This window comes from Shouchella clausii, assembly GCF_002250115.1.
Taxonomy (GTDB): Bacteria; Bacillota; Bacilli; order Bacillales; family Bacillaceae_D; genus Shouchella; species Shouchella clausii.
Genome location: NZ_CP019985.1, coordinates 3,837,367 through 3,860,324, shown reverse-complemented (window position 1 = coordinate 3,860,324; position 22,958 = coordinate 3,837,367). Strand labels below are relative to the sequence as shown.

Sequence of the window (22,958 nt, the reverse complement as noted above, 5' to 3'; positions counted from 1 at the left end):
GGAAACTGAATGATCGTTTCATTAATTGTGACGGTGTTGTTCGGTTATTTGCTTGGGTCTGTCAGCTTTAGCTATATCATTGCGAAGAAAATCAAGAAAATCGATATACGCAGTGAAGGAAGCGGCAATGCTGGAGCGACAAATACATTGCGTGTCCTTGGAATCGGGCCGGCCATTTGTGTCCTTTTGCTTGATGTTGCAAAAGGGGTTGCCCCTGCGCTTCTTGCCATTGCCCTCACGAATGGGGACTACCCTCTTGTACCGGCTTTGGCTGGCTTAGCGGCGATTCTCGGGCATAATTGGCCTATTTATTTTGGGTTTCGCGGCGGAAAAGGAGTTGCTACTTCGATTGGCGTTGTGGCCACGCTTTTATTTCTTCCTGCCCTTTGTGCCGGAATTGTAGCGATTTTAAGCATTGTTTTCACAAAATATGTATCCCTTGGTTCGCTTTTATTTGCAGTGTTAACGCCAATTGCTGCGCTGATCATGCTGCCGTTTTTTCATTACCCATTAGAGTATATTTATTTGGCTGTATTATTGGCGATCTTATCTTTATGGCGGCACCGCACGAACATGGGGCGCCTTATTGCAGGCACGGAAAACAAATTAGGGAAAAAACATGCGTAGGAGGAGTTCATGATGCAAAAAATTGCGGTTATTGGAGCGGGAAGCTGGGGAAGCGCTTTAGCGATGGTTCTTGCGGATAATGGCCATGATGTTCGTCTCGTCGGGCGCCGACAAGAACAAATGAATGAACTGAACGAACGTCATACGAATGAATCATATTTGCCGAACATTGAATTGCCAACAACCATTCGCGGCTATACTGGGATGGAGGAAGCTCTTGATGGTGTTGAGGCTATCGTACTAGTCGTTCCGACTAAAGCGATGCGTGAAACTGTCCGTAAAATCGTGCCCTACTTGCAAAAGGCAGTACCGGTTATTCATGCAAGCAAAGGGATTGAACCTGCGACTCATAAGCGGATATCCGAAATGATCGCTGAAGAAGATGCAAGCACAAATCGCATCTCTTCTATTACGGTTTTATCTGGGCCAAGTCATGCCGAAGAAGTCGCATTGCGCCAACCGACAACCGTTACAGTTGCTTCAGCGAATGATGAGGCAGCCAAATATACGCAAAATTTGTTTATGAACCAACAGTTTCGTGTCTATACCAACCCTGACTTGATCGGTGTTGAAATCGGAGGAGCACTAAAAAACATTATTGCACTAGCCTGTGGTGTGACGAATGGCCTTGGTTACGGGGACAATACAAAAGCAGCGATCATGACGAGAGGGTTAGCGGAAATTTCTCGCCTGGGCACGACAATGGGGGCCAAACCATTAACGTTCTCAGGTTTATCAGGGCTCGGCGATTTAATCGTTACTTGCACAAGTGTGCATTCACGTAACTGGCGTGCTGGACGAATGATTGGCGAAGGCTTATCCATGGATGAAGTGCTTGAAAAAATGGGAATGGTAGTTGAAGGAATTCGAACAACCCAGGCAGCCTATGAACTATCCGAAAAGCTGGAGATTGATATGCCAGTCACCAAAGCGCTCTATAGTGTTCTGTTTAACGGAATTGACCCTTACCAAGCAGCTGAAGAACTAATGGGGCGTGTAAAACGTCATGAAGTGGAGTCGCTTTACCGTTCGTAAACGTCATATATAGTCCGTTTGATTGCGTCTAGATTGCGCACACTCTTTTTTTCTCATGCATACGATAAGGAGAACCGTAAGCATGAGGAGGGATTTAGGTGTTTAAGAAAAATGACTCATTTTTTGATCAAGTGCATAAAACAACAAAAGTGCGCCCTGATGAGCTATTAAAGCTGGCAAACTCTGTTAGTCAAGCTAATTTGAAAGATGAGGCAACGTTGCGCCAATTGATTGGAAAAGTGGCTGCCCTTGCAAACAGGCCAGTCTCTAAACAACAAGAGGACCAAATCGTTGAAGCGATTTTAAACAACAAAATGCCAGCTGATATGGCTTCATTGGCTAAAATGTTTAACAACAAAAAATAAGACAAATTAGTCAAACATCTAGACCAAAACCTGGAGCCTGCATATACTTTAATAGAACACCTACTATTAAAAGAGGGCTAAGAATTAGGATTTAGTCAAGCTAGAGAGGAGAGCCCCACTCCTGTCTAGCTTTTTTTATATCTATCTGCTTGTCTTTCCTTATGGTATACTTGCCTATGTACCAATTTGAAAAGAGGGGTGTCTCGCATTGTCGCAAGCGATGTTAAATATGTACATATCTTTTGGCGGTCTGCTGCTCATGTTCATTTCTGCAGGTACCGCGCTTTTAGCGCGAACAAAACTAAGCGGCTTCTTTTCAAAAGTTGTGTTAACGTTTTCTTTTTGTTGTCTGCTTGTTTCAGGGATCATTGTCGCCTATATCGTCCTTGGCGGTCCGACATCAACGGGAAGGTAGCCATTTTGCAAGGAGGAATGAATCAATGAAGCAGCTTCTTGCTTCCTGTATGGCAGTTTGTGTCGTTCTTTTCCTTAGCGCTTGTTTTTTGCCACAGGAACAGAGAGCAGAAAATCAAATTGCTTACCCAGACCAACTAGCGGCTGTGCAAACGGCTGTTGACCAATTTCATGAGGATACCGGAGTCCTTCCAATTACCAATTTTGATGAGAATACCCATGAGTACCAGCGCTATACGGTTGATTTTAGGCAGTTGGTTCCCCGTTATATGCAACAACCGCCGGGGACAGCCTTTGAAAATGGCGGTACACATCAATATACGCTCATAAATGTAGAAGAGGACCCAGAAGTAAAAGTCTTGGATGTTACGGCGATGAATGTCGTTCGCGACCTTCAGCAACGGATTTACGATTATATGCGAGAACATACATATGCGCCAATCGGAGAGGCGCTAGACTACAATTTGTTTACGCTTGACTTTCAAGCACTCGGTTATTCAGAAGAGCCGTATGTAGCAAGTCCTTATAACCAAACATCGCTACCGTTGTTATTTACAAACGATGGCGAAGTGGTAATCGATTATTTACTCGATTTAAAGATGGCAGAGCAGGAAAAAGAGTTTGAGGAAGGTGTCGACCTCCGCCGTTATTTATATGAAGACTCTCCTTTTTTGCCATTGTACTCAGTGCCGTACTCCCTTGATGAGGAAGGCAATATTCAATACGATACACGTTTCTACGATTAACTCCTCGATTACAAAGTCCTTCCTTACCATTCGAATTGATAAAACAGGTCTAATCTGCCCCTTCCATCCATATAGTTACATTGGAAGGGGCATGTTGCGGAAGGCTCCCCTTCTCAAGCATTGGATGCAGGCACAATTTAATTTTCCTAGTCAGTCATAATAAGTGGACAATGTCATAGAAATGATAGTGGGTAGATATGAAAGACTCGGCTGCATCAAACTTTACTTGACCGGGAGGGGATTCTTTTGTTGGAAAAAGTAGATATCTTTAAAGATATCGCAGAGCGGACCGGAGGCGACATTTATCTCGGTGTTGTAGGGGCGGTTCGCACTGGAAAATCGACATTTATTAAGAAATTCATGGAGCTAGTCGTGCTGCCGAATATTGAAAATGAGGCTGACAAAGCGCGTGCCCAAGATGAGCTTCCGCAATCGGCAGCAGGAAAAACGATTATGACAACAGAGCCGAAATTTGTTCCGAATCAAGCTGTTTCGATTCATGTGGATGAAGGGCTTGACGTCAACATTCGCCTCGTTGATTGCGTCGGTTATGCCGTTCCAGGCGCAAAAGGCTACGAAGATGAAAATGGACCACGGATGATCCACACACCGTGGTATGAAGAACCGATTCCGTTTCAGGAAGCGGCAGAAATAGGGACGCGCAAAGTCATTCAAGAGCATTCGACTTTGGGTGTTGTAATCACAACCGATGGAACGATAGGCGATATTCCACGACAAGACTATCTCGAATCAGAAGGGCGAGTTGTTGAGGAACTTAAGGAAGTCGGGAAGCCATTTATCATGATTGTGAACAGTGTACGCCCAAGCCATCCAGAGACGGAGGAGCTGCGTACATCACTTGCTGAAGAATACGATATTCCGGTGCTGGCGATGAGCATTGAGAGCATGACCGACCATGATATAAATAGTGTGCTTCGTGAAGTTCTGTTTGAATTTCCCGTTCATGAAGTCAATGTCAACTTGCCAAGCTGGGTCATGGTTCTAAATAATGAGCATTGGCTGCGGCAAAGCTATGAAGACTCTGTACGAGAAACAGTCAAAGATATTAAACGTCTTCGTGACGTCGATCGGGTTGTCAGCCAATTTACAGAATTAGAGTTTATTGAAAAAGCGAAATTGGCCGGAATTGAAATGGGCCAAGGAATTGCCGAAATTGATTTATATGCACCTGATGCCTTGTACGACCAAGTGTTGAAAGAAGTGGTTGGTGTTGAGATACGAGGAAAGGACCATTTGCTGTCTTTGATGCAAGACTTTGCCCATGCCAAGTCCGAGTATGACCAGGTTGCAGACGCTCTTCGCATGGTGAAACAAACAGGGTATGGCATTGCCGCTCCGTCTTTGAATGACATGAGTTTGGATGAACCAGAAATTATTCGCCATGGCTCAAGATTCGGTGTCCGTTTAAAAGCAGTGGCGCCATCCATCCATATGATTAAAGTCGATGTCGAGTCGGAATTTGCGCCAATCATTGGCACCGAAAAACAAAGCGAAGAACTTGTTCGCTATTTAATGCAAGATTTTGAAGAAAATCCGCTTTCGATTTGGAACTCCGATATTTTCGGTCGGTCCTTAAATTCGATCGTCCGTGAAGGGATTTCCGCTAAATTGTCGTTAATGCCTGAGAATGCCCGCTACAAACTGCAAGAAACATTAGAGCGTATTATTAACGAAGGCTCTGGTGGATTGATCGCCATTATTTTGTAACGGGGCACAGGCGGCTCTTTAGGCATTTGCTTTATTAGCATCAACGCTGTTTGATCGTTAAACGGATAGTGGTTTCGACTAACTCATTGCCAATTGCGATGAGTTCTTTTTGCTTTTCCACTGTTCTTTTGCTACTCTTTAGAAGAGATTTATCCTTTATAAAGAGTTCGGTGGAGGGACAAGAATGGTTGACCACGATAAATTGCAGCAAGCAGTGCGCATGATATTAGAAGCAATTGGAGAAGATCCTGAACGGGAGGGGCTTGCTGATACCCCCCGAAGGGTAGCGCAAATGTATGAAGAAATGTTCAGCGGTCTTCACGAAGATCCTAGCGAGCATTTAAAAACGGTGTTTGGCGAAGAGCATGAAGAACTTGTCCTTGTCAAAGACATACCGTTTTTTTCGATGTGCGAACATCACCTTGTACCGTTTTTTGGAAAAGCTCATATTGCTTACATTCCCCAAAATGGGATCGTGACAGGGTTGTCGAAACTGGCGCGCACTGTCGATGGCATAGCAAGAAGGCCGCAAGTACAAGAAAGAATGACAAAAACATTAGCGGATGTGCTAATGTCTACTTTAGACGCAAAAGGGGCAATGGTCGTTTTGTCAGCAGAACATATGTGCATGGCCATGAGAGGCATTAAAAAGCCAGGTTCGAAAACGGTGACGACAGCGGTGCGCGGCTCATTCGCCAATGATGGAGAAGCCCGTGCGGAAGTATTGCAACTAATCCAAACGAAGGAGGCATAACAATGGGGCATGAGAATGATTTTTTTGTTATAAAAGCAAAAGAAAATGGTGTTCAGGTCATTGGTCTTACCCGCGGTTCGGATACACGCTTCCACCATTCGGAAAAACTCGACAAAGGTGAAGTCATGATTGGCCAATTTACGGAACATACGTCAGCTGTCAAAGTCCGCGGCAAAGCAATTATCCAAACAAGCCACGGCACATTGGATACGGAGGAATCAGGCGCTTAAATGCGAGCGCTTTTTTCTTTGTGTTCATTGGATAAGGGCGTATGCTATACTATATAAAGAACATTAGCGGGTTGCACGCGATAGAGGGGACATGAACAATGAGCAATACAACGTTGCCGGTGATGCGATCGGCGCTTGAAATAAAACAGCGCTTTGAACGGATATTGCAATACGATTATTTGCAAGGATACATTGACAACACCCGCCCCGACGCCGATGAACTTTGGCTGGTTTATACGATTTTGACTGAATCGGAACCGCCAGATCGTGCCGGGGCGATCACGCTTGCGTGGGGCTTTGCCCACGCCGGACTACTGGTCCACGATCTTGTGTCCTTACATAACACAAATGAAGAGTTTGCCAAAAAGAAGCGCCAACTAAATGTCTTGGCTGGCGATTTTTATAGCGCTCTCTATTATCAAGCTTTGGCTCGAGTCCACGCGGTTGATATGATTGAACTGTTTGGCAGCACCCTTCAAGAAATATATGAAAAGAAAATCGCAAGCCACCTAGACAAAGACAATTCGTTTGAAACTCGCCTCGTTCAAACGGAAGAGATTGAAGCGCTACTGGCAGTGGCGATAGCCAACGAAATTGGTCAGGAAGGATACGAGCCGTTGCTTAGGCCGTTTTTTCTGTATAAACGCTTAGAAAAGGAAAAAGAAAATGCCGAGGCGGGTTGCTTATCGCCGCTCATTGAAGCTTGGATGGCTGAGGACAGACAAGGTTCCCTTTTTAAAGCTGAACAGCAGAGGCAATTAGAACAGCTACAAAAAGCAGTGGACAAGCAGAATAATAAAGCAAGCGCGTTTATAAAAACATTCCTTGAAAAAGCAAGGAGGTAGCGAGATGGCCCAATCGAAAGAACAACGCGTTCATGACGTATTTCAGTCGATTTATAAAAAATACGACGTGATGAACTCTGTTATCAGTTTGCAGCAACACAAAAGCTGGCGTAAAGATACAATGAAGCAAATGGATGTCCAAGCAGGAACGAGTGCTCTCGATGTATGTTGCGGCACAGGTGATTGGACGTTGGCGCTGTCGGAAGCTGTAGGCGAGCATGGGTCCGTGATTGGCCTTGATTTTAGCGAAAATATGCTCGCAGTCGGACGTGAAAAAGTGGCAGACGCTAAGCGCACTAATATCTCGCTCGTCCATGGAAACGCGATGGCGCTTCCGTATGACGACAACACGTTTGATTATGTGACGATCGGTTTTGGTTTGCGGAATGTGCCTGATTACATGCAAGTGTTACAGGAGATGTGCCGAGTAGCGAAGCCTGGAGGTAAAATTGTTTGTCTCGAAACGTCGCAGCCAACCATACCAGTCTTTAAACAACTATACTTTTTTTATTTTAAGCGGATTATGCCCCTTGCAGGAAAAGTGTTTGCTAAAAAATACGAGGAATACTCGTGGCTACAAGAATCAACATTAACGTTTCCAGGAAAAGACAAACTTCGAGACATGTTCGTTGAAGCTGGAATGAGGGATGTTGTAGTAAAGAGCTACACAGGCGGTGTTTGCGCTATGCATATGGGGATAAAGCCGATATAGAACTGTGTGATATTGGAGAGGAGTAAGGCAGTAATGGCTACTGCAGCTTTAAATAAAACGAAAACCTTTTTGCGAATGATTAAGTTTGAACATACGATTTTTGCATTGCCGTTTGCATTCCTAGCAATGTTGCTTGGCAGTTTAATTGCTTACGGACAGTTTCCTTCATTGCTTCAGTGGCTTTGGGTGACATTGGCGATGGTCGGAGCAAGGAGTGCCGCGATGTCGCTCAACCGTGTAATAGACGCCAAATTTGATCGTGAAAACCCTAGAACGGCAAACAGGGAGATACCAGCAGGGCTGTTATCGAAAGCGGATGTCTGGATTTTTATTGTCGCTTCTTTTGCACTTTTGTTTTTGGCTGCTTCGCAGTTAAATATTCTATCCGTCTATTTGCTGCCAATTGCCGTATTCTTTCTTGTGTTTTATTCCTATACCAAACGTTTTACGTGGGCATGCCACTTGATTTTAGGGATAACGATCGGGATTGCGCCTCTAGGCGGATGGGTTGCTGTAACAGGCCAACTGCCATTGGCTAGCTTTTGTTTGTTTTTGGCTGTTATGTTTTGGCTTGCTGGTTTTGACACCGTGTATGCAACACAGGATGCTGAATACGATCAAACACACGGGCTCCATTCGATTCCAAGCCGTTTCGGCATCAAAAAAGCGTTATGGATCGCCCGTTGTTTTCATGTCGTCAGTTTTGCGTTTTTTGTCGGTCTCTACTTTTTAACGCCTTTGACATGGATTTACTTAGTGGGCGTCGCCCTTTCAGGAATGATTATGATTTACCAGCATTTAATTGTTTCTGAGAAAGATTTATCAAAAGTGCAATTGGCGTTTTTTCCGATGAATGGGACGCTTAGTGTCGTCATGTTTTTGTTTGCTTTCGCTGATATGCTTGTTATCCGGTTTTATTAAAGGAGGTTCCTATGAGCTTACATGTTGGAGAAATTGCATATACCAACACATTGCCGTTTTTCTTCGAGCTAGACCGCAGCTCATTAGAACAACATGGCATATGCATAACGCAAAATGTACCGGCGCACATCAACCATATGCTAGCCTCTGGTGAACTTCAAGCTGCCGCCATATCGTCTTTTTCCTACGGCAAAAATGAAAAAGACTATGTGGTGTTACCGGATCTTTGTGTTGCTTCGGCTGGCATGGTTCACTCTCTGCTCTTGTTTTCAAAAGTGCCGATTAATAAGCTTGAGGGCGAGTCGGTGGCTTTGACAACAAGCTCAGAGACAACGGTTCATTTGCTGAAACTCGTATTAAAGCGTTTTTATCAGGTAACACCTTGCTATAAACAAGAAAAACCTGATTTGGCAAACATGCTTACATCCCATACAGCAGCCCTTTTAATAGGCGATGACGCGATTCGAGAGCGCCACGCTGATGTCCCTTATGTGTATGACCTTGGCCAGTTGTGGTATGAATGGACGGGCTTACCGATGACGTACGCATTATTTGCAGTTAGGAGAGATGCGCTCGAAAGCAAAGCGGAAGAAATTAACGTGCTGCACCAGTCCTTACGAAAAAGTTATTTGCGAACAGCAGCGGATGGGTATAGGCAGATAAACCGTTATTTAGAGCGTAAAGGAATGGCAAGCCTTTCTTTTTGGGACATGTATTTTGAGGCACTGCTTCATCAGCCAACAAGCAAAACGGAGCAAGGTTTGCTGTATTATTTTCAGCTTTGTTATGAAGAAGGCTTTCTTGAACGGGAAGTGCCTACATTGAGAAAGTGGAGGCCGACCACGTCTGTTATAAAATATAAGCAGTAACAGTTTCTGCACGAGGGTGGCGTTGATGAAGTTAGCAGATATTTATAAAGCATTTCAAGGAGATATAGAATTTATTGAAGCAGAATTGGAGCGAACCCTTTCGGCTAAACACCCTGTTTTAAAAGAAGCATCAACGGGGTTGTTAAAAGCCGGCGGGAAACGAATCCGTCCTGTGCTTGTGCTTTTGGCGGGGAAGTTTGGCGATTATCAATTAGACAGGTTAAAGCACATTGCCGTTACGCTTGAACTCATTCATATGGGTTCCCTTGTCCATGATGATGTCATTGATAATGCACCGCTAAGGCGTGGACGGGAAACAGTGATGTCTCGTTGGGATAACCGTGTAGCGATGTATACAGGCGACTACATTTTCGGGCACGCGATTGAAACGACAAAAGCCTTTAGCGATAAACAAGTCCATACGATTATTTCCGACGTCATGAACCAAATATGCCGAGGCGAAATCGAACAAATCCGAGACCAGTATAATTGGGATCAAGGTTTACGCATTTACTTGAGGAGGATTAAGCGCAAAACGGCATTGTTGATTGCCGTTAGCTGCCAGTTGGGTGCCATTGTTTCTGGTGCGACGGCTGAACTCCAAAAAAATCTTTACTACTTTGCTTATTTTCTTGGGATGTCTTATCAAATTATGGACGACATACTCGATTTTGTAGGCACCAATGAACAGCTAGGCAAGCCGGCTGGGGGCGATTTGCGCCAAGGCAATGTCACGTTGCCTGCGCTGTATGCAATTGAGCACACGCCTGGATTTAAACAACGGCTAGAGAAGTCGTTAACGAAAGAGTCGTCTTTAGAAATGGACATGGAGCCGCTATTAAATGAAGTCCGCACATCAGGCGGGATTGAATATGCACAGGCAATGAGTGACCGCTATTTGCACAAGGCGAACACGCTTTTAATGGAATTTCCAGACATTGATGCCAAAAGGCATTTAATTGAAGTAGCCAGTTACATAGGACGGAGAAAATACTAAGCCAGCGACGAGCTGGCTTTTTTGTTCGTAAAAAAGCCCATCTATTCTAAGAAATCTTATTGTTAGCGTTTTCCTAATTTGCTATACTTGAAACGTTCGGTGTAAACATTCATAAAGCGAGGTTAGACAATGGAACGTACATACGTAATGGTTAAGCCTGATGGCGTACAACGTAATTTGATTGGAAACATTGTATCGCGGTTTGAACAAAAAGGGTACACGCTTGCTGCAGCTAAGCTGGTCACGTTAAGCAAAGAAACGGCGGAAACGCATTATAGCGAACATCGGGAACGCCCGTTTTTTGGCGAGCTTGTTAGCTTTATTACTTCCGGACCTGTGTTTGCGATGGTTTGGGAAGGAGAAGGGGTTATTAAAGCAGCTAGACAACTCATTGGCGCCACCAATCCTAGCGAGGCTGCTCCAGGAACGATACGCGGCGACTTAGCAGTAAACGTTGGCATGAATGTCGTACACGGATCTGATTCCCCAGAATCTGCCGAGCGTGAAATCGCTATTTTCTTTAAAGAAGAAGAACTAAACGATTATCAAAAAGACAGCAATAAATGGGTTTAAAACAAAGCCAGTTGAGTTCTGCTCAACTGGCTTTGTTATGTAAAATGAGACCGTTTTAAAAAGAAGCCTGCTTGACTGTGTCGAGCTACCGTTAAACATGGTACACTCATTTTAAGAGTTTAGCATTAATATGGAAAGGAAGAACGTTATTTGGCAGACGGTGCCAGAAAAACGGCAACACGATGAGAATGGATGAAGATTATGAACAATTCGTTACTACTTTTTACAAACTGAGTGGCATTCATTTGCAAGCATATAAAGAGACGCAAATGAAACGGAGGCTCACGGCACTACGCGATAAACGGCAATTTTCAAGCTTTTCTAGCTATGCGAACGCGATGGCAAATGATCCTTTACTGCTTACAGAATGCGTGGATCGTGTCACGATCAATGTCTCTTCGTTTTTCCGCAATCGCACCCGTTGGGAGACATTACGTACAGAGATTTTGCCGCGACTAGCAACGAAAAAAAGCGGCTTGAACATCTGGAGCACCGCCTGTTCGACTGGCGAAGAACCGTATTCATTGGCGATGTTAATCAAAGAAGCAAACATTCCTTTACAAAATAAAACGATTCTTGCGACCGATATCGACTCTGCCATACTCGAAAAGGCACGCTTGGGCCTTTTCCGCCAGGATGCATTCAAAGAAATGAATAGCCAGTTCCAACATGCCTATTTTCGTAAGCAAGGGGACGATTTTGCAATCACAGAAGATGTGAAAAAGCTTGTGAATTTTAAGCGCCTTAACTTACTTGCTGACGAGTACCCAACACGCTGCGATTTGATTATTTGCCGCAATGTGCTTATTTACTTTACAGAGGAGGCAAAGCGAACGATTTTCAAAAAATTTAGTGAGTCTTTGGTTCGTGGCGGTGTTCTGTTTGTCGGCAGTACGGAACAAATTTTTGATCCTCAACAATATGGTCTACAAGCAATAAAGCCGTTTTTTTATGAAAAAGTAACATGAATGTACAGACAATTGCTCCAATACATGCTATAATTTAACGCATAAAAGCGATAAAGTATTGCCGGCAAGATAGGAAAGGGTGTTAACATTGAGATTTTTAACAGCAGGAGAATCACATGGGCCACAACTGACTGCGATTATTGAAGGCGTGCCAGCGCAATTGCCGCTTTTGGCAGAAGATATTGACCGCGAATTGGCAAGGCGCCAAGGCGGTTACGGCCGTGGTCGCCGTATGCAAATTGAAAAAGACCGCGTTCAAATAGTAAGCGGCGTGCGTCATGGCATGACGACTGGTGCCCCTATCACATTTGTTGTCGAAAATAAAGACTGGAAAAATTGGACAAAAATAATGGGCGCTGAACCGATAAGTGAGGAAGAAGCGGAAAAAATGAGGCGGAAGTTAACACGTCCCCGTCCAGGTCACGCTGATTTAAATGGTGCAATCAAGTACGGGCACCGCGATATGCGCAATGTCCTAGAGCGTTCATCTGCACGGGAAACGACTGTCCGCGTTGCCTGCGGGGCATTGGCAAAAGTCATCCTGAAAGCTTGTGGCATTGAAGTTGCCGGACATGTCCGCGAAATTGGCGGCATTCGGGCTGAGAAAACAAACTATGCGACGATTCAAGAATTGCAAAAGCGCTCAGAAGAGTCGCCTGTACGCTGTTTAGACGAGGATGCAAGCAAAAAGATGATGGCAGCCATTGACAAGGCAAAACAAGATGGCGATTCGATTGGTGGCATTGTTGAAGTTGTTGTTGCTGGCGTGCCTATTGGCCTCGGCAGCCACGTCCATTATGACCGCAAATTGGATGGCAAAATCGCTGGCGCGGTCATGAGCATTAACGCGTTTAAAGGCGTAGAGATTGGCATTGGCTTTGAGGCAGCACGGCTTCCAGGCAGCCAAGTTCATGATGAGATAACTTGGAGCGAAGAGGAAGGCTACAAGCGGAAGACGAATCGCCTTGGCGGTTTTGAAGGCGGGATGACCAACGGCATGCCCATTGTCGTAAAAGGTGTGATGAAGCCGATCCCAACGTTGTATAAGCCGCTGCAAAGCGTAGATATTGATTCGAAAGAACCATTTGCCGCAGGTGTTGAACGTTCCGATAGCTGTGCCGTCCCCGCTGCATCGGTTGTCTGTGAAAATGTGGTAGCGTGGGAAGTTGCCAATGCCTTGCTCGATACATTTGGTTCTGACCAGCTTCCTCTGATCCAGGCTGCTGTAGAACGTCATCATGCCGCTTCAAAGGAGTTTTAAACGATGTTTGTGGACATTCACACCTCTTCAAAACAATACAAGGCTGAAGTGGGGCCAGGGATTTTGCGGGAGGCAGGCAAAACGATTGAAGCGCTTGCCCCGGCTTCTTCCTATTTGATCGTTTCAGATGAAAATGTCGCAAACCGTTATCTCGATGTGTTGGTTTCTTCTTTTACAAAAGCTCCTCATACGTTTGTCGTGAAAGCGGGGGAACAATCAAAGTCTTTTCAAGTGTATGAGCAGCTTGTTGTTTTTTGTTTGGAAAAACAGCTTGACCGCCAGTCGGTTATCATCGCCTTCGGAGGCGGCGTTATCGGCGACTTGGCCGGGTTTGTAGCGGGCACCTATATGCGTGGCGTTCGCTTTATCCAAGTTCCGACTACTTTACTCGCCCATGATTCAAGCGTTGGCGGAAAAGTAGCAGTCAACTTGCCTGCCGCTAAAAATATGATTGGCGTTTTTCATCAGCCTGAAGCTGTCTTGTTTGACACAGAATTGTTGGCAACTTTGCCGGAAGACGAATGGCGTTCTGGTTTTGCAGAAATCGTTAAACTTGGTTTTATAGCCGACGCGTCTTTTTTAGCTTGGCTGCGTGAAACAGTGCCTTCACTAACAAGTATAAAAGCAGATCATTTGCAAAAAATGGTGGCCAAGGCAATTGCCATCAAAGCTAACATTGTTGGCAAAGATGAAAAAGAGCATGGCATCCGCGCCCATTTGAATTTTGGTCATACACTCGCTCATGCGATTGAAGCAGAACTGGGGTATGGAAAGGTAACCCATGGCGAAGCGGTGGCAATCGGCATGCGTTTTGCTTTTCGCCTTAGCCTCCGTTTTACGGAAGAGGATTTGCGGCTTGCCGATTATGAAGATTGGTTTTCTGCCCTCGGTTATGACCTTCGTTTGCCAGCAGGGCTTTCAGCACAACGGTTGCTTGCCCGTATGAAAAGCGACAAAAAAACGAATGCAGGAAAGATTGTCATGGTGTTGCTCGCACAGCTTGGAGCCGCCTATACAAAAACAGTCGATGAACATTTGCTTTTAGAGTTGTTAGAAGAAGAACTGGGAGGAAGATCATGATTCGTGGCGTCCGAGGTGCAACAACAGTTACAAAAAATGAGGCACAAGAAATTGAACAGGCCACAGAGGCACTCGTGCGGGAAATGGTCAGTCAAAATGCGTTGCAGCCAGAGCAAATTGCCCAAGTGATTGTGACCGCTACAAACGATATTGATGCTACATTTCCGGCGAAGGCGGTCCGGCATTTACAAGGATGGCAATACGTTCCTGTGATGTGCGCTCAAGAAATTCCGGTAAAAGGAAGCTTGCCCCTTTGTATCCGTGTAATGATGACAGTGAATACATCTTTAAAGCAAGAGGAGATTAGGCATGTTTTTTTAGAAGGGGCGATTGTGTTGCGTCCTGATTTATTAAAAAAATAGGCGCTTAGGGCGTTGACGGGAAACGGGGATTTGCGTTACACTACTGGGCAAGAGGAAATAGCAAGAATAGTTGAGTTTGAGCACGATAAGAGACTAGTTGAGAATGAGTTGAGCGGAGCGGAGAAGAGTAGAGAAGAGTAAAGAATGGTAAGCATGGTTGCTTAAAACATGCTTTTATATGTTTTTTCCATACCTTCACCAGAGGCGAATCCCCTTTTTTCGCCACCCCCGCTCTTCATTTTCACATCACAAGGAGTGAGTGAGATGAAGAAAACCCCTTTTGCATCTTTTCAGCAAGCCTACAACCGTTACGGTACATGCTTTTATAGCGAAACGGTATTTGCCGATGGCTTGACGCCTATTCAAATGTTTCAAGCATTGCAAGAAAAAGCGACCTATTTGCTCGAAAGCAATGACGTACAGTCGGAATGGTCCAATTATTCCTTTATTGGTTTGAGCCCAATTTATGAGTGTGTAGAAGAGAACGGGTCTTATAAAACCATTCATTTGCAGACTGGTAAGGTGATTGCAAGTGCGTTAAATTTCGAAGCATGTTATCAGAAAACCGTTTCACATATCGACCCGCAACCGAGCGAAATGGAGATTCCTTTCCAAGGAGGCGCCGTAGGCTATGTCAGCTATGACGCGGTCGAAGAAATGGAGCCTGTCATCAAGCGGAGCGATCAACGTAGCTGCCCGTATTACCATTTCATTTTTTGTGAACAGTTGCTGAGCTTTCATGAGCAAACAAAGCAATTGACGCTGATTCAATTAGTCAAAAGTGGCTTGCAGCCAGCAGAACAAGCTTTTGCCGAAGCGCAAGCGAAAATTCGTACGCTAATCGGCAAATTGGAAAGTGCTAAAGCGCCTGTTTTGCCACATATGGTCACGAAAAAGCAGCTGCCGATCGAAGTTCGCTCCAACTATTCGAAACAAGGCTTTATAAACGATGTAAACCGGATCAAAGCTTATATCCAGGCAGGTGACATTTTCCAAGCCGTTTTGTCACAACGGCTCGAAATGACCGTTTCTGTTGGCGGGCTCGATTTGTACCGTGTGCTGCGCTATGTTAACCCTTCGCCGTATTTGTACTATATTAAAATTGGAAAAAAAGAAATCATCGGAAGTTCGCCAGAAAAGCTTGTCCAAGTGCGCGGTGACCATGTCGAAATACACCCAATTGCAGGCACGCGCGAGCGTGGGCAAACGGCGGCCGAGGACGAAGCGTTAGCCCGTGAGTTGCTAGCTGACGACAAAGAACGGGCTGAGCACCATATGCTTGTTGACTTGGCGCGCAATGACGTTGGCAAGGTTTCGGTTTATGGAAGCGTAGAAGTCCCCTCTTTAATGGAAATAGGAAAATTTTCTCATGTGATGCATCTCGTCTCTAAAGTAACAGGCAAATTAAAGCCTGAAGCAACGCCTTATGACGCCTTAAAAGCGGCATTTCCTGCTGGGACTCTTTCTGGTGCACCGAAAATTCGCGCTATGCAAATTTTAAATGAGCTAGAACCGACTAGACGGGGCATCTACGGAGGCGCCATTTGCTATATGGATTTTAACGGCAATATTGATTCTTGCATTGCGATTCGTACGATTGTTCTGGAAGGCAATTGCGCCACCATCCAAGCAGGAGCAGGCATTGTCGCAGATTCAGACCCAGAAAAAGAATACGAAGAAACATTGAACAAAGCAAAGGCACTTATTCATGCGATTGAACAGACAGAAGCGTTGTTTGCAAAGGCGGTGCGTTTGTCATGATGAAGCAAGTGCTGAACAAATGTTTAATGGGCGAATCCTTGTCTGTCCAAGAGGCGGAGCAAGTGATGGAACAAATCATGTCAGGGCGTGCGACCGCCAGCCAAGTGGCGAGCCTCATCACGATGATGCGCGTTCGTGGCGAGACTGCGGAGGAAATTCTCGGCTTTGCCAAAGGGATGCGCGCTTATGCGCGCAGATTCCCTTCTGTCATTGAGGGGGCGATTGATACGTGCGGCACAGGAGGAGATGGACTAGGAACGTTTAACATCTCGACTGCGTCAGCGCTCGTTTTGGGGTCGCTCGGTGTCCCTGTCGCCAAACATGGCAATCGCTCTGTCTCTTCCAAAAGCGGCAGTGCTGATGTGTTGGAAGAGCTCGGCATCAACATTCAAGCTTCCGTTGAAGAAGCTTGCCAAATGCTTGAAACAACAAACTTGTGCTTTTTATTTGCGCCGCTGTACCACCAGTCAATGCGCCACGTCGCTGGCCCACGGAAAGAAATTGGCTTCCGTACCATTTTTAATTTGCTAGGTCCGCTTACGAACCCAGCCGGTGCCCGTTACCAACTTCTCGGCGTTTACGATGAAGCAGCCGCTTTGAAAATGGGAGAAGCATTGCGCCAGCTTGGTAGCGAGCACAGCCTTTTAGTTACAGGCGCTGATGGCCTTGATGAATGTGCCATTCATGGCGACACACACGTAGTGGAAGTGAAAGATGGTACGTGCGAAACGTATCGGTTCTCACCTGACGACGTAGGCTTGCCGCTTGGAAATCTTGCTGATATTCAAGTAGATACGCCTGCTGAAAGTGCTGCGTTAATCCACGCGATTTTTTCAGGCGACGGGCCACAGGCAGCTAAAAACATTGTTGCTTTAAATGCCGGGGCAGCGTTGTACGCCTGTGAAAATGCCAGTCACATTGCTGAAGGCGTTCACTATGCCAGCAAAGCAATAGAGAGCAAACAGGCGTTTCGCTATTTGCAATCATTGCAACAACAGGGAAGGGGAATCAAGCATGCTTGAGAAAATTTTGGCGACAAAACGAGAGGAAATCAGCCAACTCCAGTTGCCTAAAAAGCAGTATTTTCCGAAAAAAAGTCTGAAAGCGTCCTTACAGAAACCGTCTTTGCCACTAGGGCTAATTGCAGAAATAAAACAGGCTTCCCCTTCGAAAGGGGTTTTATGTGAGACGATTTCACCAACAGCGATTGCACGGGTTTATGAAGAGGGTGGCGCAAGCGCAATTAGCGTTTTGACAGACCGTACGTACTTTCAAGGTGACATTGCTTATGTAGCTGAAGTGAAAAAGACCGTGTCTTTGCCGGTATTGCGGAAGGATTTTATTTTGTCGCCCCTTCAAGTGGAGGAAACGGCGTGTATTGGCGCAGATGCCATGTTGTTAATAGCTGGTACAATGGAAGCGAAGCAGCTCCACGAACTATATGAACTAGCGTATAGCAAAGGGGTGGAGTGTTTAGTTGAAGTCCATAGCGAAGAAGAGCTAGAGTCGCTTCTTGCTGTTTTTACACCAGAAGTGATAGGTATCAATAACCGCAATTTAAAAACGTTCCAAACATCGGTTGCCCAAACCGAGCAGATTGCAAAAATGGTGCCGAAAGAAGCGTTGCTTGTGTCCGAGAGCGGCATTCATACACCTGATGACATTGCGCGTGTAAAGAAAGCCGGAGCGAACGCTGTGCTGATCGGCGAACAGTTGATGCGTAAAGACGATAAAAGGCAAGCGATCATCGACTTGTTTTCTGAAAGTGCGATAAACCAATGAAACTAAAATATTGTGGACTGCATCAGCAAGAGGATGTCGAAGTGGCAGCGGCTTCTCACTGTGATTATATGGGTTTCGTATTGGCAAACAGCAAGCGCAAAGTTGCCCTTCATGACGTAGCGCAATGGTTGGCCACAACTGACATGAGCACGAAGCAAACGGTAGCGCTTTTTGTGAATGAATCACTTGACACAATCGCACAAGTTGCCAGCAGCGGCCTATTTGATGTGATCCAGTTACATGGCACCGAAACGCCTGCCTTTTTGCAGGCCGTCAAGGACCGAACACAAAAGCAGGTATGGAAAGCGATCCATCATTCAAGCAGCGCGCTCAGCATCATGCAGGCTTTTGCAGGCATTGCCGATGGCTATGTAATTGATTGTAAAAGTGCCAAAGGCTGGGGCGGAACAGGCGAATCATTCGACTGGAAACAGATCCCTTCTTATACGGAAGAAGGAGTTCGGCAAGGTACGCAAGTGCTTATTGCAGGCGGAATTACGCCTGAAAACGTCGTCGAGCTTGCCCGCTACCAAATAGACGGACTGGATGTATCGAGCGGAATTGAAGAGAACGGAAAAAAAAGCGTCGCAAAAATAGCGCGCCTTGAACAAGAAGCGGGGGTCCATTATGCAGGAAACAATACCAGATAGCCGCGGCCGTTTTGGCGAGTTCGGCGGCAAATATGTTCCCGAAACATTAATGTCGGCAATTGAAGAGTTGGAAGCTGGGCTGGCAAAAGCGATGGTTGATCCCGCTTTTATAGGAGAGCTAAAAGCCGACTTGGCTGAATATGCAGGCAGGGAAACACCGCTGACGTTTGCAAAAAACATTAGTGCAAAATTAGGCGGAGCCAATATCTATTTAAAACGGGAAGATTTGGTTCATACGGGGGCTCATAAATTGAATAATGCAATTGGCCAAGGGCTCCTTGCAAAACGAATGGGCAAAAACAAGCTTGTCGCCGAAACAGGGGCAGGCCAGCACGGCGTCGCTACGGCAACGGTTGCTAGCCGCCTTGGCATGGAATGCAAAGTGTTTATGGGCGTGGAAGACATGAAGCGGCAAGAGTTAAATGTATTTCGCATGGAATTACTTGGCGCCGAAGTTGTTCCGGCGGAGACTGGGAGCCGAACGCTAAAAGACGCTACAAATGAAGCGATTCGCTATTGGGTCTCCCACGCAGATGATACGTTTTATCTAATCGGCTCCGTAGTCGGCCCACATCCTTATCCGAAAATGGTCCGCAATTTCCAACGTGTAATCGGCGATGAAGCAAAACAGCAGATTGGAGAAAAGACAGGGCGGCTGCCTGATACAATTGTTGCTTGTGTTGGCGGTGGCAGCAACGCAATCGGTATGTTTTACCCGTTTCTCGAGGATGAAGTGGAGCTTGTCGGCGTCGAAGCGGCAGGACGGGGGCTCGATACAGCCGAACATGCTGCCACGATCAGCAAAGGTTCGAAAGGAATCATCCATGGCTCGCTTACTTACTTGCTTCAAGATGAAGCTGGGCAAATCATGGAGCCTTACTCGATTTCCGCAGGATTGGATTACCCTGGCGTTGGCCCTGAGCATGCCTACTTGGCCGCCCAAAAGCGAGTCCGTTATGAAGCTGTAACCGATAAAGAGGCGCTCGAGGCACTTGCGCTTCTTGCAAAAGAGGAAGGAATCATTCCTGCAATTGAATCGGCTCATGCGTTGGCTAAAGCTTTTCAAATGGCGAAAACGATGACGCCAAACCAATCTGTGCTCGTATGCTTATCAGGCAGAGGCGATAAGGATATGCACACATTGCAGCGGGTTTATAAGGAGGGGTACGATGAATAAGCGGCTTACTGACGCTGTAAAAAAGGGTAACTTGTTTATTCCATTCATTACCGCTGGAGACCCGGTGCCAGAAGCAACCATCGCCCTCGCACTCTCATTACAGAGAAGTGGGGCGGATGTACTGGAGCTTGGCATTCCTTATTCTGACCCGTTGGCAGATGGGCCGGTCATTCAAAACGCCTCCAAACGCGCACTAACAGGAGGGATGACGCTGGCTAAGGCTATGGCGCTCGTCCCGGAAATGAGGAAAGAGGGGCTTACAATTCCGGTTATTGTCTTTACTTACGCCAACCCTTTGCTACAATTTGGGTTTGAACGTTTTTGCGAGACGGCATGCGACTACGGAATTGACGGCCTCCTCGTTCCCGATTTGCCGTTTGAAGAGAGCGAAACATTGGCTAATGAGTGCGAAAAACAAGGGCTTGCCCTTATTTCACTTGTAGCGCCAACATCTCAGCAACGGATCAAAGCGATTGCCAGCCGCGCCCAGGGCTTCCTTTACTGTGTATCCTCACTAGGCGTAACCGGCGCGAGAAAAACACTTCATCCACAAGTGGAAGCTTTTTTAAAGCTGGTAAAAGAAGCATCGCCTGTCCCATATGTAGTTGGATTTGGCATTTCCAGCTACGAACAAGTTGAGGAAATGGGGCGCCATGCTGACGGTGTTGTGATCGGGAGCGCGATTGTTGAGCAAATTGGCCTTAGATGCGAGGCGTTGAAACAGGCGGAATCACGAGATGAAGCAGTCAAAGAAATTGAGCAATATGTCAATTCTCTCCTTCATCCCGCTCCGACCTATTAAACAGTTGCTAGTACGCTTGATTTTGCGTAGGATAGCTAGTAAGACTAGGGAAAGCAGGTGCAGACACGATGTTAGCAAAAAAACAAATACAAGGGTTGCCACCATATGCCCCAGGCAAGCCGATTGAAGATGTGAAAAGGGAATACGGTTTAGAGACCGTCATAAAAATGGCATCGAATGAAAATCCGTATGGGGCGTCTCCTGCTGTGGCAAAGGCGATTGCCGATGGAGCATCAAAAACGTTTTTGTATCCGGATGGCTATGGCACAGCCTTGCGCAAAGCACTTGCTGCCAAACATAAAGTAGATGAAGGACAGCTTATATTAGGAAATGGCACCGATGAAGTTATTCAACTACTATGCAGAAGTTTTTTAACGCCTGAGACCAACACGGTTATGGCGACGCCCTCTTTTTCTCAGTACAAGTTAAATGCAACGATTGAAGGGGCAACGATCAAAGAAATAACCGTTAAAGAAGACGGCTCCCACGATTTAGATGCAATGCTTGCAGCGATTGACGACCAAACGCGGATTGTCTGGGTCTGCAATCCTAACAATCCAAATGGGGTCGCACTCGGTGAAGCTGAGTTGAAAAAGTTTTTAGACGCCGTTCCAACTACATGCTTGGTCGTTGTCGATGAAGCTTACTATGAATATGTAGAATTAGAAGACTTCCCAAACAGCATTGCGCTGTTAAATGCATATCCGCAACTAGTTGTGTTGCGGACGTTCTCAAAAGCATATGGACTTGCAGGCCTCCGCGTCGGCTACGGCATTAGTCAGCGTGAGATCGCTCGCCAAGTTGAACCTGTGCGATTGCCCTTTAACAACAACATCCTTGCCCACACAGCCGCGCTCGCAGCGCTGGAAGACGAAGCGTTTATTGTGGCGTGCAAGCAAAAAAACAGTGTCGAGAAGGCAAAATTGCGCGCTTTCTTTGAGGCTAGAGGGATGTTTGTGTTTCCGTCGGAAACAAACTTCTTGCTAGTGGAAACAGGGATTCCGGGAGATGTAGTCTTTCAAGCTTTTCTTGAGAATGGCTTTATTCTCCGTTCAGGTGAAGCGCTCGGTTACCCGACGGCAATCCGAATTTCCATAGGCAATGAGGCCGAAAATGATGCCTTTATAGAAAAAGCTCCTGAGATTTTGGACCAGCTCCTTGCAAGCTTAGGCGCATAAAGAGTAGGAGAATGGTATTGACATGAAGCGTACAGCATTTGTTGTCGGGATGGGGTTGATTGGCGGCTCCATCTCGCTTGCAATTAAGCGCGACCAAGACATCCATTTGGTCGGCTACGATATTTCAGCCGAACAGCTCCATATGGCTAAAGCACTTGGCGTAATTGATGAGGCTGCCTCAAGCCTAGAAGAAGGGGCACAAGCAGCTGATTTTATCATTTTAGCAGTGCCAGTAAGCAAAACGATTGAATTGATTGAGCAGCTTAGCACGATCTCGTTGAAACAAGGTGTCATCGTTACGGATGTCGGTTCAACAAAGCAAGATATTGCCGCGGCTGCTGATACCCATTTCAGTGACAACGTCTGCTTTATTGGCGGCCATCCGATGGCAGGCTCACATAAATCAGGCGTCGAGGCAGCAAAAGCCCATTTGTTTGAAAATGCGTTTTACTTACTAGCCCCTGGCAAGAATAGTGAGCCACGCCATATTATCGCCTTGCAAAATTTGTTGAAAGGCACGAAAGCGCGTTTTTTGCAAATGGAACCACAACAGCATGACAAACTGGCAGGCACAGTGAGCCATTTCCCCCATATTATTGCAGCTAGCCTAGTCCATCAGCTCAAAAAGCTTGAAAAAACCGATCCAGAGGTAGCCCAATTAGCGGCAGGTGGTTTTAGGGACATTACGCGGATTGCCTCGGCGAGCCCGGTCATGTGGCGTGATGTGCTTTTGCATAATAAAGAAGAAATGCTGCGCCTATTTGCCGAATGGCAAATCGAGATGGATTCTGTAAAGGAAATGGTTGAACGCTGCGACGGCAAAGCCATTCATGCTTACTTCCAAGAAGCAAAAGCATTTCGTGAAGAGTTGCCACAGCGCGAAAAAGGAGCGATACCCGCTTTTTATGATTTGTTTGTCGATGTTCCTGACCATCCAGGTGTTATTTCTGATGTGACAAGGATACTTGCTAATAAAGAAATTAGCATTACCAATATTCGGATATTAGAGACGCGGGAAGACATTATGGGCGTTTTACGCCTTAGTTTCCGTTCAGAAGAGGATCGAATATATGCCCAAAAAGAACTGAAACGGCATATGTATGAAACTTACACAATATAAG

General features: G+C 46.0%; 26 protein-coding genes. All 26 read left to right on the top strand.

The annotated features are described in order from the left end of the window. Window positions 1-9: 9 nt before the first annotated feature. The 26 genes from plsY to BC8716_RS18750 all read left to right on the top strand — a co-directional run bounded on the left by plsY (window position 10) and on the right by BC8716_RS18750 (window position 22,957). Window positions 10-627, top strand: coding sequence for a glycerol-3-phosphate 1-O-acyltransferase PlsY (plsY, locus tag BC8716_RS18875; RefSeq protein ID WP_094428221.1), 618 nt, complete (start codon window positions 10-12; stop codon window positions 625-627). Window positions 628-639: 12 nt separating this feature from the next. After that, entirely contained in the window at window positions 640-1,662 is a 1,023-nt protein-coding gene (locus tag BC8716_RS18870) for an NAD(P)H-dependent glycerol-3-phosphate dehydrogenase (RefSeq protein ID WP_094428219.1), read from the top strand. Window positions 1,663-1,793: 131 nt separating this feature from the next. Next, entirely contained in the window at window positions 1,794-2,027 is a 234-nt protein-coding gene (locus tag BC8716_RS18865; protein WP_375071287.1) for a stage VI sporulation protein F, read from the top strand. A gap of 208 nt (window positions 2,028-2,235) precedes the next feature. Then, window positions 2,236-2,442 (top strand): DUF2768 domain-containing protein, encoded by a 207-nt coding sequence (locus tag BC8716_RS18860; RefSeq protein ID WP_011246723.1) that lies wholly within the window; start codon window positions 2,236-2,238, stop codon window positions 2,440-2,442. A 25-nt stretch (window positions 2,443-2,467) separates the two neighbouring features. Beyond that, complete coding sequence (locus tag BC8716_RS18855) at window positions 2,468-3,187, top strand: YphF family lipoprotein (RefSeq protein WP_245849942.1); 720 nt, start codon at window positions 2,468-2,470, stop codon at window positions 3,185-3,187. Between the two features lie 249 nt (window positions 3,188-3,436). After that, window positions 3,437-4,915 (top strand): stage IV sporulation protein A, encoded by a 1,479-nt coding sequence (spoIVA, locus tag BC8716_RS18850; protein WP_062747880.1) that lies wholly within the window; start codon window positions 3,437-3,439, stop codon window positions 4,913-4,915. Window positions 4,916-5,099: 184 nt separating this feature from the next. Continuing rightward, on the top strand, window positions 5,100-5,669 hold the full coding sequence (gene folE / locus BC8716_RS18845; RefSeq protein ID WP_094428213.1) for a GTP cyclohydrolase I FolE: 570 nt from the start codon (window positions 5,100-5,102) through the stop codon (window positions 5,667-5,669). A 2-nt stretch (window positions 5,670-5,671) separates the two neighbouring features. Continuing rightward, window positions 5,672-5,899 (top strand): trp RNA-binding attenuation protein MtrB, encoded by a 228-nt coding sequence (gene mtrB, locus BC8716_RS18840; RefSeq protein WP_011246727.1) that lies wholly within the window; start codon window positions 5,672-5,674, stop codon window positions 5,897-5,899. 98 nt (window positions 5,900-5,997) lie between these two features. After that, window positions 5,998-6,744 (top strand): heptaprenyl diphosphate synthase component 1, encoded by a 747-nt coding sequence (locus BC8716_RS18835; protein ID WP_094428210.1) that lies wholly within the window; start codon window positions 5,998-6,000, stop codon window positions 6,742-6,744. 4 nt (window positions 6,745-6,748) lie between these two features. Continuing rightward, window positions 6,749-7,456 carry a demethylmenaquinone methyltransferase gene (gene menG / locus BC8716_RS18830; RefSeq protein ID WP_094428208.1) on the top strand — a complete coding sequence of 236 codons (708 nt, stop codon included), beginning with the start codon at window positions 6,749-6,751 and terminating at the stop codon, window positions 7,454-7,456. Between the two features lie 33 nt (window positions 7,457-7,489). Continuing rightward, window positions 7,490-8,377, top strand: coding sequence for a UbiA-like polyprenyltransferase (locus tag BC8716_RS18825; protein ID WP_094428206.1), 888 nt, complete (start codon window positions 7,490-7,492; stop codon window positions 8,375-8,377). An 11-nt stretch (window positions 8,378-8,388) separates the two neighbouring features. After that, window positions 8,389-9,246, top strand: coding sequence for a menaquinone biosynthesis protein (locus BC8716_RS18820; RefSeq protein ID WP_094428204.1), 858 nt, complete (start codon window positions 8,389-8,391; stop codon window positions 9,244-9,246). Window positions 9,247-9,271: 25 nt separating this feature from the next. Further along, the gene (gene hepT / locus BC8716_RS18815; protein WP_094428202.1) at window positions 9,272-10,243 is read left to right on the top strand and encodes a heptaprenyl diphosphate synthase component II; all 972 of its coding nucleotides are present in this window, start codon (window positions 9,272-9,274) and stop codon (window positions 10,241-10,243) included. Between the two features lie 129 nt (window positions 10,244-10,372). Further along, on the top strand, window positions 10,373-10,816 hold the full coding sequence (ndk, locus tag BC8716_RS18810) for a nucleoside-diphosphate kinase (RefSeq protein WP_011246733.1): 444 nt from the start codon (window positions 10,373-10,375) through the stop codon (window positions 10,814-10,816). 182 nt (window positions 10,817-10,998) lie between these two features. Further along, window positions 10,999-11,784: a CheR family methyltransferase gene (locus tag BC8716_RS18805; protein ID WP_094428200.1), complete on the top strand. Its 786-nt coding sequence runs from the start codon at window positions 10,999-11,001 to the stop codon at window positions 11,782-11,784. Window positions 11,785-11,872: 88 nt separating this feature from the next. Then, complete coding sequence (gene aroC, locus BC8716_RS18800) at window positions 11,873-13,045, top strand: chorismate synthase (protein WP_094428198.1); 1,173 nt, start codon at window positions 11,873-11,875, stop codon at window positions 13,043-13,045. A gap of 3 nt (window positions 13,046-13,048) precedes the next feature. Further along, a complete protein-coding gene (aroB, locus tag BC8716_RS18795; RefSeq protein WP_094428196.1) occupies window positions 13,049-14,125 on the top strand; it encodes a 3-dehydroquinate synthase in 1,077 nt (358 codons plus the stop codon). Further along, window positions 14,122-14,487 carry a chorismate mutase gene (gene aroH, locus BC8716_RS18790; RefSeq protein ID WP_094428194.1) on the top strand — a complete coding sequence of 122 codons (366 nt, stop codon included), beginning with the start codon at window positions 14,122-14,124 and terminating at the stop codon, window positions 14,485-14,487. Before aroB ends, aroH begins: the two co-directional genes overlap by 4 nt. A gap of 264 nt (window positions 14,488-14,751) precedes the next feature. After that, window positions 14,752-16,248 carry an anthranilate synthase component I gene (gene trpE, locus BC8716_RS18785; protein WP_094428192.1) on the top strand — a complete coding sequence of 499 codons (1,497 nt, stop codon included), beginning with the start codon at window positions 14,752-14,754 and terminating at the stop codon, window positions 16,246-16,248. Further along, window positions 16,245-17,270 (top strand): anthranilate phosphoribosyltransferase, encoded by a 1,026-nt coding sequence (gene trpD, locus BC8716_RS18780; RefSeq protein WP_094428190.1) that lies wholly within the window; start codon window positions 16,245-16,247, stop codon window positions 17,268-17,270. Before trpE ends, trpD begins: the two co-directional genes overlap by 4 nt. Continuing rightward, the gene (trpC, locus tag BC8716_RS18775) at window positions 17,263-18,030 is read left to right on the top strand and encodes an indole-3-glycerol phosphate synthase TrpC (protein ID WP_094428188.1); all 768 of its coding nucleotides are present in this window, start codon (window positions 17,263-17,265) and stop codon (window positions 18,028-18,030) included. Before trpD ends, trpC begins: the two co-directional genes overlap by 8 nt. Next, window positions 18,027-18,680, top strand: a complete 654-nt coding sequence (locus BC8716_RS18770) for a phosphoribosylanthranilate isomerase (protein WP_094428186.1) — start codon at window positions 18,027-18,029, stop codon at window positions 18,678-18,680. The genes trpC and BC8716_RS18770 overlap by 4 nt, the downstream gene beginning before the upstream one ends. Next, window positions 18,658-19,857 (top strand): tryptophan synthase subunit beta, encoded by a 1,200-nt coding sequence (gene trpB / locus BC8716_RS18765; RefSeq protein WP_094428184.1) that lies wholly within the window; start codon window positions 18,658-18,660, stop codon window positions 19,855-19,857. The genes BC8716_RS18770 and trpB overlap by 23 nt, the downstream gene beginning before the upstream one ends. Continuing rightward, window positions 19,850-20,659 carry a tryptophan synthase subunit alpha gene (trpA, locus tag BC8716_RS18760; protein ID WP_094428182.1) on the top strand — a complete coding sequence of 270 codons (810 nt, stop codon included), beginning with the start codon at window positions 19,850-19,852 and terminating at the stop codon, window positions 20,657-20,659. The genes trpB and trpA overlap by 8 nt, the downstream gene beginning before the upstream one ends. A 68-nt stretch (window positions 20,660-20,727) precedes the next feature. After that, window positions 20,728-21,837, top strand: a complete 1,110-nt coding sequence (hisC, locus tag BC8716_RS18755; RefSeq protein ID WP_094428180.1) for a histidinol-phosphate transaminase — start codon at window positions 20,728-20,730, stop codon at window positions 21,835-21,837. A 22-nt stretch (window positions 21,838-21,859) separates the two neighbouring features. Then, on the top strand, window positions 21,860-22,957 hold the full coding sequence (locus BC8716_RS18750) for a prephenate dehydrogenase (protein ID WP_094428179.1): 1,098 nt from the start codon (window positions 21,860-21,862) through the stop codon (window positions 22,955-22,957). Window position 22,958: the final 1 nt, after the last annotated feature.

What these genes read in the sequence shown, in the direction of transcription:
- plsY (WP_094428221.1), top strand. Translation starts at nt 10, where the DNA reads ATGATCGTTTCATTAATTGTGACGGTGTTGTTCGGTTATTTGCTTGGG.
- BC8716_RS18870 (WP_094428219.1), top strand. Translation starts at nt 640, where the DNA reads ATGCAAAAAATTGCGGTTATTGGAGCGGGAAGCTGGGGAAGCGCTTTA.
- BC8716_RS18855 (WP_245849942.1), top strand. Translation starts at nt 2,468, where the DNA reads ATGAAGCAGCTTCTTGCTTCCTGTATGGCAGTTTGTGTCGTTCTTTTC.
- folE (WP_094428213.1), top strand. Translation starts at nt 5,100, where the DNA reads ATGGTTGACCACGATAAATTGCAGCAAGCAGTGCGCATGATATTAGAA.
- mtrB (WP_011246727.1), top strand. Translation starts at nt 5,672, where the DNA reads ATGGGGCATGAGAATGATTTTTTTGTTATAAAAGCAAAAGAAAATGGT.
- BC8716_RS18835 (WP_094428210.1), top strand. Translation starts at nt 5,998, where the DNA reads ATGAGCAATACAACGTTGCCGGTGATGCGATCGGCGCTTGAAATAAAA.
- menG (WP_094428208.1), top strand. Translation starts at nt 6,749, where the DNA reads ATGGCCCAATCGAAAGAACAACGCGTTCATGACGTATTTCAGTCGATT.
- BC8716_RS18825 (WP_094428206.1), top strand. Translation starts at nt 7,490, where the DNA reads ATGGCTACTGCAGCTTTAAATAAAACGAAAACCTTTTTGCGAATGATT.
- BC8716_RS18820 (WP_094428204.1), top strand. Translation starts at nt 8,389, where the DNA reads ATGAGCTTACATGTTGGAGAAATTGCATATACCAACACATTGCCGTTT.
- hepT (WP_094428202.1), top strand. Translation starts at nt 9,272, where the DNA reads ATGAAGTTAGCAGATATTTATAAAGCATTTCAAGGAGATATAGAATTT.
- ndk (WP_011246733.1), top strand. Translation starts at nt 10,373, where the DNA reads ATGGAACGTACATACGTAATGGTTAAGCCTGATGGCGTACAACGTAAT.
- BC8716_RS18805 (WP_094428200.1), top strand. Translation starts at nt 10,999, where the DNA reads ATGAGAATGGATGAAGATTATGAACAATTCGTTACTACTTTTTACAAA.
- aroB (WP_094428196.1), top strand. Translation starts at nt 13,049, where the DNA reads ATGTTTGTGGACATTCACACCTCTTCAAAACAATACAAGGCTGAAGTG.
- aroH (WP_094428194.1), top strand. Translation starts at nt 14,122, where the DNA reads ATGATTCGTGGCGTCCGAGGTGCAACAACAGTTACAAAAAATGAGGCA.
- trpE (WP_094428192.1), top strand. Translation starts at nt 14,752, where the DNA reads ATGAAGAAAACCCCTTTTGCATCTTTTCAGCAAGCCTACAACCGTTAC.
- trpD (WP_094428190.1), top strand. Translation starts at nt 16,245, where the DNA reads ATGATGAAGCAAGTGCTGAACAAATGTTTAATGGGCGAATCCTTGTCT.
- trpC (WP_094428188.1), top strand. Translation starts at nt 17,263, where the DNA reads ATGCTTGAGAAAATTTTGGCGACAAAACGAGAGGAAATCAGCCAACTC.
- BC8716_RS18770 (WP_094428186.1), top strand. Translation starts at nt 18,027, where the DNA reads ATGAAACTAAAATATTGTGGACTGCATCAGCAAGAGGATGTCGAAGTG.
- trpB (WP_094428184.1), top strand. Translation starts at nt 18,658, where the DNA reads ATGCAGGAAACAATACCAGATAGCCGCGGCCGTTTTGGCGAGTTCGGC.
- trpA (WP_094428182.1), top strand. Translation starts at nt 19,850, where the DNA reads ATGAATAAGCGGCTTACTGACGCTGTAAAAAAGGGTAACTTGTTTATT.
- hisC (WP_094428180.1), top strand. Translation starts at nt 20,728, where the DNA reads ATGTTAGCAAAAAAACAAATACAAGGGTTGCCACCATATGCCCCAGGC.
- BC8716_RS18750 (WP_094428179.1), top strand. Translation starts at nt 21,860, where the DNA reads ATGAAGCGTACAGCATTTGTTGTCGGGATGGGGTTGATTGGCGGCTCC.